6 protein-coding genes, 1 rRNA gene and 1 pseudogene are annotated in these 11,531 nt (G+C 75.1%); 6 read left to right on the forward strand and 2 right to left on the reverse strand.

The genetic code is table 11. The annotated features are described in order from the left end of the window. Window positions 1-79 precede the first annotated feature (79 nt). The 3 genes from ACZ52J_RS04825 to ACZ52J_RS04835 all read left to right on the forward strand — a co-directional run bounded on the left by ACZ52J_RS04825 (window position 80) and on the right by ACZ52J_RS04835 (window position 3,742). A complete protein-coding gene (locus tag ACZ52J_RS04825) occupies window positions 80-2,245 on the forward strand; it encodes an asparagine synthase-related protein (RefSeq protein ID WP_465615846.1) in 2,166 nt (721 codons plus the stop codon). 174 nt (window positions 2,246-2,419) lie between these two features. Continuing rightward, the gene (locus ACZ52J_RS04830; protein ID WP_360505792.1) at window positions 2,420-2,941 is read left to right on the forward strand and encodes a universal stress protein; all 522 of its coding nucleotides are present in this window, start codon (window positions 2,420-2,422) and stop codon (window positions 2,939-2,941) included. A 96-nt stretch (window positions 2,942-3,037) separates the two neighbouring features. Further along, on the forward strand, window positions 3,038-3,742 hold the full coding sequence (locus ACZ52J_RS04835) for a DsbA family oxidoreductase (RefSeq protein ID WP_465615849.1): 705 nt from the start codon (window positions 3,038-3,040) through the stop codon (window positions 3,740-3,742). Between the two features lie 60 nt (window positions 3,743-3,802). On the opposite strand, the gene ACZ52J_RS04840 is transcribed toward ACZ52J_RS04835, so the two are convergent. Both ACZ52J_RS04840 and ACZ52J_RS04845 read right to left on the reverse strand, forming a co-directional pair. Then, window positions 3,803-5,908, reverse strand: coding sequence for a sigma-70 family RNA polymerase sigma factor (locus tag ACZ52J_RS04840; protein WP_465615851.1), 2,106 nt, complete (start codon window positions 5,906-5,908; stop codon window positions 3,803-3,805). Window positions 5,909-6,468: 560 nt separating this feature from the next. Beyond that, window positions 6,469-7,239, reverse strand: coding sequence for a TetR/AcrR family transcriptional regulator (locus ACZ52J_RS04845; protein ID WP_465615882.1), 771 nt, complete (start codon window positions 7,237-7,239; stop codon window positions 6,469-6,471). 612 nt (window positions 7,240-7,851) lie between these two features. Between ACZ52J_RS04845 and ACZ52J_RS04850 the strand changes: the two genes are divergently transcribed. The 3 genes and pseudogenes from ACZ52J_RS04850 to ACZ52J_RS04860 form a co-directional block, all read left to right on the forward strand. Next, entirely contained in the window at window positions 7,852-9,297 is a 1,446-nt protein-coding gene (locus ACZ52J_RS04850; protein ID WP_465615853.1) for an NAD(P)/FAD-dependent oxidoreductase, read from the forward strand. A gap of 170 nt (window positions 9,298-9,467) precedes the next feature. After that, window positions 9,468-10,751: pseudogene (locus ACZ52J_RS04855) on the forward strand (SpoIIE family protein phosphatase); the annotation flags it as partial. A gap of 595 nt (window positions 10,752-11,346) precedes the next feature. Then, window positions 11,347-11,531, forward strand: a 16S ribosomal RNA gene (locus ACZ52J_RS04860); the annotation flags it as partial.

Genomic DNA, 11,531 nt, shown 5'->3' on the forward strand with positions numbered 1-11,531 from the left:
CACCCGGCCGCCCGACGGCACCGCCCGCCCGGTGGCGAACGCGCCGCGCGGATGCAGGTCCTCGTCCGGTGGAGGCACGATGCGGTGGCTGACGGGCTGGTGCACGGGCACGCCCAGAGCGGGCACACCCCGGGCGGGCACACCCGCGCGCGAGACGCCCGGCACGGTCGCGCCGATCGCCGCACGCCCGCTGTGGACCGGAGCCGACCCGCTCTGGGCCGTCGGCGACTGGCGCCCCGAGGAGATCCGCCTGGTCACGCTCCGCCCCGGCGCCCCCGCCGTGGTCAGCACCGGCCCCACCGCCCCCGACCCGGTCGAGGACACCCCCGCCACCACCCGGCTCGCCGTCCTCGGCCACTGCGGCGCCACCGACGCCGAACTCGCCGCCGGCCTCGCGGGCGCCCGCGGCGGAGCCGTCCGCCACCTGACCGCCTGGCCCGGCAGCTACACCGTCGTCCTGCGCTCCGGCACCCGCTCCACCCTGCTGCTCACCGACCTCGCCGGCGCCCAGCCCGTCTTCCACACCCCCTGGGGCGGCGGCACCGCGTACGCCACCGCCGCCCTCCCGCTGGCCGACCTGGTCGGCGCCGCCGTGGACACCGGTCACCTCGCCGCCCGCCTCGCCTGCCCCGAGTCTCCCGAGGCGCTCGGCACCGGCACCCCGTACCTGGGCGTCCAGCAGGTGCCGCCCGGCCACGTGCTGGGGATCCGCGGCGGCCGGCCGTACCTGTCGGCCTACGACGAGCCGCCCTTCGCCGAGCAGCCCCGCGACGAGGCGCCCGCCGTCCGCGAACTCACCCGCGCCCTGCTGGAATCCGTCCGCTCCCGGGTCCGTACCACCGCGCCGGTCCTCGATCCGGTCGGACGGGCCCGGCTCGGCGTCGACCTCTCGTACGGCACGGCCTCCGCGACCGTCGCCCTGCTCGCCGCCGCCGTCCCGCTGCCGCCGGTGCCGCCGGTGCCCGCGCCGACCGTCCCGGCCCAGCAGACCGCCGAGACCGTCGGCGCCAGGAACGGCGCGGTCAAGGGCTCCTGGGCCCGGCCCGCCGCCCGGGAACCCGCCGCCCCCGAGCAGTTGGCCGCCGTCACGCTCGGCGAGACCGAACCCCCCGCCACCCTCGCGCTCGCCCCCGACACCCCGCGCCTGCGGCACACCGTGCTCGACCCCGGCCCCGACACCCTCCCGTACGCCGGACTCCGCACCGACCCGCAGGCCGGCCGGCTCACCGACGAGCCCGGGCCCGAACTCGTGGCCGCCGACCGCGCCGAGGCCCGCTTCGACGCCGGCGGCACCGACCACCTCACCGGCTACGGCGCCCGCCAGGTCCTCGACGGCCACCCGGCCCGCCTCGCCGACCTCATCCGGGCCGGCCGCCCGCGCGAACTCCTGCCCCCGGTCGCCGCGCTGGCCGGGGCCGACCGGGCCGTCGCGGGCGTCCTGACCGGCGCGCTGCGCACCCCGCTCACCGTGGTCCGGGCCGCCCACCGGCTCTCCCGGATCCGCTACGCCGAGGCGCTGGACGAGGCCGCCGCCAAACTGACCGCCCGCCACGTCCCGGACGGCCGCGGGACGGCGGGCAGCCGCTCGGCCGTCGACCTCGCCTGGTGCGTGCCCGGCCCGGCCGCCCGCTGGCTCTCCGACGAGGCGCTCTCCTCGGTGGCCCTGCGGCTCCGCCTGGCGGCGCGCAAACCGGCACCCGGGGAACACCCCGGCGCACACCGCGCCCGGCACGCGCTCTACCGCCAGGCGCGCTCCTTCCGCACGCTCGTGCACGCCGCCGAACAACCCGGCCAGCGGCTGCACGCGCCCTTCCTCGACAACCAGGTCGTGCGCGCCGCCCGGCTGCTCCCCGACGACGTCCGCCTCCAACCCGGCGCCCGGCACGCCCTCCTGCACGCCGTCCTCACCGGTGCCGGCCGCACCGACCTGCCCCCCGACTGGGGCCGCGGCCCCCGCCCCGACCGCACCGCCCCCGCCCGCGCCGGCCTCCGCCTCGCTGCCGACGGCCTCGCCGAACTCTTCGACGCCCCCCTCCTCGCCGAAGCCGGCCTCATCGACCTCCCCGCCGTCCGCGCCGAACTCGCCCACTCCGCCGACCCCGCCACCCCCCTGTCCCCCGCCGCCCTCGCCGGCCTCGCCGACCTCGTCTCCACCGAACTCTGGCTCCGCCGCCTCCGCGCCCGCCGCCACGGCGCCTGCTGGACCGGCCTCCCCCACCCCCAACCCCCCGCCCTGGCCCCCTGACCCTCCGGCCCCGCCCCGCGCTCCCACCGGCCCCGAGCTCAGCCCCGGCGCCCACCCGAACCCCGCCCGCCGTCCGCCGGTCTCCTCCTCTCGCTCTCGGCGCGGTGGCGGGGGTGCGGTCGGCGGGGCGGGCCATGATGGCGGGGGTGTGGATCCGGGTGAGGAGGGTGTGCGGTGGCCGGTGGGAGCGCGGGGCGGGACGTGCCCGTGGTGCTGTCGGTGCTCGGGCGGCCGCCGACCGGCCGGCCGGCCGGGGTGCTGGCGGCGTGTGACGGGTCGGACGGGTCGCTGTGGGCGCTGGACCGGGCGATGTCGGAGGCGGAGCTGTTCGGCCTGCCGCTCTACGTGCTGGCCGTGGTGAACCCGGCGCCGGCCGGCTATCCGCCGGGGATGGCGGAGCTGGTGCAGGAGAGCGTGGAGACGCTGGTGGAGAGTACGGCGGACGGGCTGCGCCGCTCGGTGGCCGCCGTGCAGCGGCAGCGCCCCGCCCCGTACGTGGGGGAGATGTCGCTGCACGTGGTGCTGGGCAATGTCATCGAGGTGTTGCTGGAGGCGGCGACCCGGCAGCACACGCTGGTGGTCGGCACCCGGGGCAACGGTGGCTTCGCCCGGCTGCTGCTGGGTTCGGTGAGTTCGGCGTTGGTCCACCACTCGGCGTGTCCGGTTCTGGTGGTTCCGGCGCCGCCCGCGGGCTGAATCGGCAGGTCAGGGGGTTGTCGGGAATGTACCGAGATGGTTCATCGTTCACCCATCTCGTACACATCTGACAAGACGCCCCCTGGAGCCCCCCGCATGAAGGTCGAGATCTGGTCCGACATCGCCTGCCCCTGGTGCTGGATCGGCAAGCGCCGTTTCGAGCAGGCCCTGGAGGGTTTCCCGGGCAAGGAGCAGGTCGAGGTCGTCTACCGCCCGTACCAGCTGGTCCCGGACGCCCCCGCGACGGCGAGCCCGCACCGTGCCTGGCTGGCCGAGCGCTACGGCCCGCAGTCGGTGGCGATGGACGCCCGGGTGGCCGAGCTGGGCCTCGCCGAGGGCATCACGTACGACTTCGACGCCGCGCTGCACGCCAACACCTTCCTCGGTCACCGCCTGCTGCACCTTGCCGAGGCCGAGTACGGCCCGGCCGTCCAGGGGCGGCTGAAGGAGGCGCTGCTCACGGCGCACTTCACCGACGGCGTCGACGTCGGCGACCGCGCCGCGCTGACCGATGTCGCCGTGGCGGTCGGCCTGGACCGGGAGCGGGTGACCGCCTACCTGGCGGGCGACGAGGGCACCGCCGAGGTCAACGCCCAGCTGGCCGAGGGCCGGGAACTGGGCATCACCGCCGTGCCGACCTTCGTGTTCGAGGGCAAGTGGGCGGTCCAGGGCGGCCAGGAGGCCGAGACCTTCCGCAAGGTGCTGGACCAGGTCGCGGCCGAGATCGGCGAGCGCCGGCCGGCCCCGGTGCAGGTCGCCCCGGCCGGGGAGGCCTGCGCGGACGGCTCCTGCGCCATCTGACCCGTACCGCAGCCGACCCCTGCCGCCCGGAGCCTTACCGCCCGGAGCCCGAGGCCCGTTTCAGGAGCACCTGAAGCGGGCCTCGGCCCAGTCCGCGACGTTCAGCGCCGACCAGATCCCGTGCGCCGGCGTGACCACCAGCCGGATCGACGTCTGCCCGGCCAGCGGCACGTGCACGGGCACCGCGTCGTCGCCGGCGGCGAGCGTCCGGGAGTGCCACAGGGTGCGGCCATCGCCGGCCTGGACGGAGAAGACCACCCCGCCCGGTGAGAGCGTGGCGTCGTCCACCCCGGCCACCGCGTCGAAGGACGTGCAGCTGCGGTTGAGGTCGATCAGGGTGGTCGCCGGGGCGTGCACGGTGAGGGCGTGCGGGTGGTAGTCGCCGCCGATCCAGCCGCCCTCGCGCTGCCAGAAGTTGTCACTGCCCTTCTGCCGGATGCTCGGCCGGTCCGGCGGCACCCGGTTGTGGCCGGGCTTGACCACGGGCAGCGAGTCGGCCCAGAAGTCGGTGGGCGCGGGCGGTTTGGGCGGTGCGGGTGGGGTGACGGTCGGGGTCGGGATCGGCGGCAGGGTGGGCGTCGGGACGACGGGCACCTCGGGCATGGGCACCGGCGGCAGGGTCGGCTCGGGCCCGACCGGGGGAGCGATGGTCGGCTTCGGGGCGGCCGGGCGGCTGGGCGCGGGCGTGGCGGGCTTCGGCGCCCGGATGGCGGGCGGAGCCTGCGCGGGCCTGGCGGACGGCTTCGCGCTGGGGCTCGGCGCGGGCTGCTGCGGGGCCGGAGGGGCGGGAGCGGGGGGCGGGGCCGACGCGGGGGCGGGTGCCCGGGGAGCGGGCGGTGCCGGGGCGGGGGCGGCCGGGGCACTGGTGGCCGGGGGAGCGGCCACCGGCGGCTTCGGTTCGGGCGAGCCGGTCAGCGCGTACGCGGCGACGGCGGCCGCGGCCACCGCGACGGCGGCGGCGATCCCGGCCTTGGCGGCGGTCCCCAGGCCTTCGCCGACCACGGCCGCAGCCGTGTTCCCGCCGGAAGCCGCACCGGCACCGGCCGCACCACTGCCCGCGGCACCCGCCGCACCGGCCGAACCCGCCGCAGTACCCGCCGTACCGGCCGCAGCCCCCGAGGACCCGGCGGTCGCCGCCGCCGTCCCCGCCGCCGCGCCGCCGACCGCGGCGACCCCACCGACGGCGGCCGCGGCGGCGCTGAACCCGCCGACCCCGACCCAGATGAGCACGCCGCCGGGCAGCAGCGCGCGCAGGCCGGTGTTGATCTCGGTCAGTTCCAGGCAGGCCGCCGTGCAGCGGTCGCACTCCCTGAGGTGCCGCCCGACCTCCGCCGAGGCGCGCTTGCGCAGCGAGCCGCGCGCGTACGCCCCCAGCCGGTTGACGTACGCCTCGCACCCGCTGTCCTGGCTGCCGGAGACGTGCGCCTGGAGGAACGCGGCGGCGAGCCGGTCGCGGGCGCGGTGGGCCTGGACGGCGGTGGCGTTGGCGGTCTTGCCCAGCATCACCGCGACGGTCTTGGGGGATTCGCGTTCGACCTCGGTGTGCCAGAGCACCACCCGGTCGTCCTCGGGCAGTTCGGCGTAGGCCTGCATGACCATCCGCTGGTCGGCCATGGCCATCGCCCAGGCGTCGGCGCCCGGGTCGGCCAGGTCGAGGTCGACCACGGCGGCCGAGGTCTGCGCGAAGACGGCGAAGTCGTCGACGAGTTGTTCGCGGCGCTCGCTGCGGTGCCAGGCGGCGGCGACGTTGCGCACGGCGGTCAGCAGGTACGCGCGGACGGCGAACTCCGGTCCCCTGCCTGCCCGTAGGGCCTGGAGGGTGCGGGCGAAGACCTCGCCCGCGAGGTCCTCGGCGGTGAAGCTGTCCCGGCAGCAGGTGCGTGCGTAGCGGCGGACCGAGTCGGCGTGCCGGCGGTAGATCTCCTCGTACGCGGTGTCGTCGCCGGCCCGGACCCGGGCGGTCAACTCGGCGTCGGAGGGCGGGCGCTCGCCGTCCACCGGGTCGGCGGGCGCGGGCACGGTCGGGCGCGCGGGCCGGCTGTCGCCGAACGGCTCACCGACGAACGCCTCGGGGGCGACGCCGCCCCGGCCCGCCGGGGCCTGGCCGGGCACCCGGCCGGAGGGCAGCGCGGCGGCGGAGGCGGAGAGTGACTCGCGGCTGGGCATCCCGGCCTGGTCGGGGACGTGTCCGGCGGCCGAACCCGGTGCGGCGCCCGGCACTTGGGCCGACCCGCCGGCACCGCCGGCCCCTCCGACACTGCCGATGCCACCTGCGCCACCTGCGCCGCCGACCCCGCCCGGGCCCGCGGCGGACCCTTCGGCGGTACTACCGGACAGGCCCCCGAAGTCGAGGCCGTACCCGTAGTCGTTCTGTTCCTCGGCGCTCACAACGGACCCCAGATTCCACGACAGCCCCCGTAGTGTGGCAGGGCGCGCGGGAGTACGTAGGCGCACGGTTCTCCAGCGTACGGCGCCGACGGCGCGCGAAGGGCGCGCATCGGGACATTGGCTCCAACCACGGGCAAAGGATGGCATAGCGCAGGGACGGGCGGTAGCCGGACCGGCCGTTCCCCACTCTTCCGTGGGGCCGTCGCGGATGTGTTCGCCCAGCGTGCGACGCCGGGTCGCACGACGCCCGCACCCGGCGCGCGCTCCAGTCCCGCGCGCCGGCGATCCGTCCGACTGTCCTGCCCGCCAAGCGCGCCGCCCGCGCTCGCCGTCGGATGTCAGCGTGCCCGCAGACCGTCCAGCAGGATCTGCAGCAGCCGGTCCGATGGCCCGGCGAGTGCCTGACCGTCCGTCTGCGGGGAAACCGGCGAGAAACCGCCCGCCGGCGGAGTCGAGACCGACGGACGGGTCGCGTGCACCGGCACCGACGCGGTCAGCACCAGCACCACGTCCGACACCGTGACGCCCGGCCGCAGTTCGCCCGCCGCACCGGCCCGCGCCACCAGCGCGGCCAGCAGCTGGAGCAGCAGCCGGGGATCGGCGTCGGCGGCCGACGGATCGGCCGCGCCGCCGGAGCGGGCCTCCTCACCGCGCAGGTCGAAGCGGACCGCCGCGGGCGGTTCCGGCACCCGCTGTTCGGGAACCCGGCCCAGCTCCTCCGCGTACCGGAACGCCTCCGGCGGCAGCAGCCGCCCGGCGCCGCTGCTCACCGCCCGGGCCAGGTAGCCGGCCAGCGCCGCCCAGGCGCCGTCGCCGCCGTACAGCGACTCGCGCGCCTGCGCGGTCAGCCACGCCACCTCCTCGGCGGCGATCCGCTGGACCAGCACCTCCTTGCTCGGGAAGCGCCGGTAGACGGTGCCGACCCCGACCCCGGCCCGGCGCGCGACCTCCTCCATCGGCGCGCCGTAGCCGAACTCGCCGAACACCTCGCGGGCCGCCCGCAGCACGCTCTCCAGGTTCCGCCGGGCGTCCACCCGCAGCCGGGCCCCGGGCACCGGCGCGGTGGCCTGTGCGGGCTCGGCCCGGTACGGGCCTCCGGCCTGAACCATGCCGGCCTGAACCAAGCCGACCTGCGCCATCCCGGTCTGCGCCGGCAGGTCCACCGGGCCGCGCTGCTCGGGCACCATGCCCGGCCCGGCCTGCGGTGCACCCGCCCGACCCAACACCTGCTCCTGTTCCATCATCCCAACTCTCCCCCGCAGGCGTCCGAATCCGGACCCTGTCGTCGCCCGCCCCCGCACCCCCCGGTGCAGCTCAGCTCGTCAGAAATGACCCGATGACCCATCGCTCGTGCCGCCCGTCCCGTTCCGGTGACCACGGTTCGTGCCGCCGGGCCGGGTCCACGTCCGGCTCGGCGCGTCGGCACCGTCCGGGGCCCTGTCCGGGAACTAACCTTCCCCGGATGACTGTGGCCCAGTCGGGTTCTCACGCCAACGCTGGAACTGGCCGTAGTGGCCGCTCCACGGTGCGTCGCCGCCGATTGTCATGGCGACAGCCGCCCCGGTACACAATCCGACCATAGTTCACGGCACTTCGCGGCCGAAAGTGCGTCAGAAAGTCGCCCAGGAAGCACAACTGGCCACGACAGTCACTCGCGTCCCAACCCGCCCCGTACGGACTGTGGACAAGACCACCTCCGCCGGTCCTTCATAGGGGGCGTGATGGGGGGACACCCCCGGCCGCGAGGCCGGGACGAAACGTCACTCGGCAGGAGGTGCACCATCAGGATCCTGATCGCCGGCGGCGGATGCGCCGGTACCGCCACCGCACTCCACCTCCAGCGCGGCCTGCGGGAGCGGCTGCGGCGCGGCGAGGTGGAGATCACCGTCGTCGAGCCCCAGGCCTACTTCACCTACCACCCGCTGCTGGCCGAGGTCGCGGCCGGTTCGATCGACCCGAGACACGTGGTCGTCCCACTGCGCGGGGTCCTGCCGGACTGCCGGGTGCTCACCGCCCGGATCACCCGGATCGAACACGCCGCCCGCCGCGCCCTGGCCGACGCCGGGGGCCCCGGCGAACCCCCCGCCCCGATCGAACTCCCCTACGACATCCTGGTGGTGGCCCCCGGATCGGTCTCCCGGACGGCCCCGGTGCCGGGCCTCGCCGAGCACGGCCTCGGCTTCTCCACGGTCGGCGAGGCGGTGGGCCTGCGCAACCACGTCCTGGAACAGCTCGACCTCGCCTCCGCCACCCGCGACCCCGCGCTGCGCCAGTCCGCGCTCACCTTCGTCTTCGTCGGTGCCGGCTACGCGGGCGTCGGCGCGCTCGCGGAGCTGGAGGACATGGCCCGCGCCGCCGTGCGCGGCTACCACAACGTCCGCGCGGAGGACCTGCGCTGGGTCCTGGTCGAGGCGACCGACCGGATCCTCGCCGAGGAGTCGCCCGAGCTCGCCGAGCACACCCTCGGCGAACTGCGCGAACGCGGAGTCGACATCCGGCTGCGCACCACCCTGGAGTCCGCCGTCGACCGGGTCGTCGCGCTCTCGGACGGCAGCCGCTTCGGTGCCCGCACGCTGGTCTGGACGGCGGGCGTCCGGCCGTCCCCGCTGCTGCGCGACGCCGACCTGCCGCTGGACACCCTCGGCCGGGTCCGCTGTCTCTCCACCCTGCAGGCCGTCGGACCGGACGGGCGCGCCCTGCCCGGCGTCTGGGCGGCCGGCGACTGTGCGGCCGTACCGAACCCGAACGCGGACGGCGCCCCCTGCGCGCCCAACGCCCAGCACGCCTTCGCCGAGGCCGAGCTGCTCGCCCGCAACATCGCGGTGGCCCTGGACCGTGGGCCGCACGCGCCGGGCCTGGCCGAGTACCGGCCCGGCCCCGCGGTCTGCTCGACCTCGCTCGGCCTGCGCCGGGCCGTCGCGCACACCCGGCGGGGCGGCACGCTCACCGGTCGGCGGGCCTGGTGGCTGCACCGGGCGCGGCACCTGCGGCGGCTGCCGAGCACGGAGCGCCGGGTGCGGGTGCTGATGGACTGGGTGCTGGGCGGGGTGTTCTCCCGCGAGGTGGTTTCGCTGGGTGCGATGGAGCACCCGCGTTCGGCCTTCGAGGACGGGTTCGACCAGAAGTTCGGGCGACCGTCCGACGCCGGACCGGATGCGCCCCGCTGACCGCGCCCGCCGACCCGGGCCGGAGGTCGATCGGACGGCCACGCCGGGCGCGCGACTTCCGAAATCGGGCCTCTGCCTGACAGGATCAGCCCGACCTGGTCATTACCCCGTGTGCTGCTGCGTACACAAAAAGTGATGATATGCCTGGAAAACGAGGAAGCGGCCGTCGTTTGAACCTCATGCGTTGGAGCGCCCGGCTCACCGGAGCCCCCTGGCGTGCCACCCCGTCCAACGGGGCCGGCACCGACGAGGGCACGCCCTCCAGCGACGGTGTCGTCGTGCCCAGCCCCCGCGACCCGACCAGCCCCACCACCGCCGCCGAACTCCTCGACCCGCACAAACCCCAGAACCTGCGCGAGGTCCTCAACCGCATCCCCGCCCCGGTCGCCGTCACCTACGGCCCGCTCCACCAGCTCGGCTACGCCAACCGCGCCTACCGCGAACTCTTCGGCGAACGCCCCACCGGCCGGCCCGCCGGCGAAGCCCTCCCCGAACTCGGCACCATGGGCGTCCTGGCCCTGATGGACCAGGTCATCCGCGGCGGCCGCCCGCGCAGCGTCAAGGCCCGCTGCATCCTCGGGCTCACCGGCAACCGCTACTACAACGTCTCCTGTGTCCCGCTCGGCCCCGGCGACACCACCGACACCCCCGCCGAGGGCCCGCCCGCCGGCGTCCTGATCTTCGCCGCCGAGGTCACCGACCAGGTCCTCGCCGCCGCCCGCCTGCGCGAAGCCGAACGCCGCCAGCGCGAGGCCGCCGTCACCCTCCAGCGCAGCCTGCTCCCGCAGAAGCTCGACCAGCCGGCGGACCTGCGGGTCGCCGCCACCTACCAACCCGGCGGCGCCGAGGCGGCCGTCGGCGGCGACTGGTACGACGTCATCGCCATCGACGGCGGGCGCACGGCACTCGTCATCGGCGACGTCATGGGCCGCGGCCTGCGGGCAGCCGCCGTCATGGGCCAGCTGCGCACCGCGGTCCGCGCCTACGCCCGCCTCGACCTGCCGCCGCACGAGGTGATGCGCCTCCTCGACGGCATCGCCATGGAGATCGACGCCAACCAGATCGCCACCTGCACCTACGCCGTGTGGGACCCACAGCGCCGCACCCTCTCCTACGCCTCGGCCGGCCACCTCCCGATGCTGCTGCGCTGCCCCGACGGAACCATCCTGCGCAGCGAGGAACAGAACGGTCCCCCGCTCGGCACCGGCGGCGGCCTGCACCTCTCCCACACCCTGCGCCTCCTCCCCGGCACGACCGGTGTCCTCTACACGGACGGCCTGGTCGAGCGCCGAGACGAGGACATCGACCAGGGCCTCGACCTCCTGGCCCGCACGCTGACCGGCGCGATCGGCACCCCCGAGGTGATCTGCGCCCGGCTGCTGCGGGCGATGGGAGTGACCTCGGAACACGACGACGACGTCGCCATCCTGGCCTTCCACCTGCCGGCGGAAGCGGTCGCCGAAAATCCGCTTGCGGAGCTTGACTCGATCATCCCCGAGGTCTAGTGTTCTTCGAGTTGCCTGACAGGGAGCACCGGACACGCATCGGCGCGGACGGTCCCGGGGCGGCCAATCCTCTGAAACACCACTTCCCAGGTTCGGGCTGGGTTGCGTCTGCATTTGTGCGTCGCGGCTCGGTTCTTATTCGGCGTGTTCGTTTTATCGGATTGCGGCTGGATTCGCTTTTCGGAGCGGGGATCGGCTAGAGTTTGAAACGTCGGACAGGGCGTCAAGCCCCGGAAGACACCGGCGAGTTGGATGAACGAAGCCCCGGAAACGGAGCGGAAAACATCTGATAAGCTGGGAACACGAAAGAACGAAGCCCGGAGGGTCCGCTGGAAGGCGGTCCGAAGGAAGCGTCCGTTCCTTGAGAACTCAACAGCGTGCCAAAAGTCAACGCCAGATATGTTGACATCCCCGGCCTCAGGACTTCCTGGGGTTGGAGATTCCTTTTGAAATAACACTAGCGAGGACGCAGTGCGCGGGGCCGCCCTATTCCGGTGGTTGCCGTGCCGCTCAACGCGAGTGGGAACCCGATTACGGGTAAACATTCACGGAGAGTTTGATCCTGGCTCAGGACGAACGCTGGCGGCGTGCTTAACACATGCAAGTCGAACGGTGAAGCCCTTCGGGGTGGATCAGTGGCGAACGGGTGAGTAACACGTGGGAAATCTGCCCTGAACTCTGGGACAAGCCTTGGAAACGAGGTCTAATACCGGATATGACCTGCCTCCG

The organism is Kitasatospora sp. NPDC034035, from assembly GCF_055575755.1.

Excerpts from the sequence above, each read along its gene's own strand:
- ACZ52J_RS04825 (WP_465615846.1), top strand. The coding sequence starts at position 80 with ATGCGGTGGCTGACGGGCTGGTGCACGGGCACGCCCAGAGCGGGCACA.
- ACZ52J_RS04835 (WP_465615849.1), top strand. The coding sequence starts at position 3,038 with ATGAAGGTCGAGATCTGGTCCGACATCGCCTGCCCCTGGTGCTGGATC.
- ACZ52J_RS04840 (WP_465615851.1), bottom strand. The coding sequence starts at position 5,908 with ATGCCCAGCCGCGAGTCACTCTCCGCCTCCGCCGCCGCGCTGCCCTCC.
- ACZ52J_RS04845 (WP_465615882.1), bottom strand. The coding sequence starts at position 7,239 with ATGGTTCAGGCCGGAGGCCCGTACCGGGCCGAGCCCGCACAGGCCACC.
- ACZ52J_RS04850 (WP_465615853.1), top strand. The coding sequence starts at position 7,852 with ATGGGGGGACACCCCCGGCCGCGAGGCCGGGACGAAACGTCACTCGGC.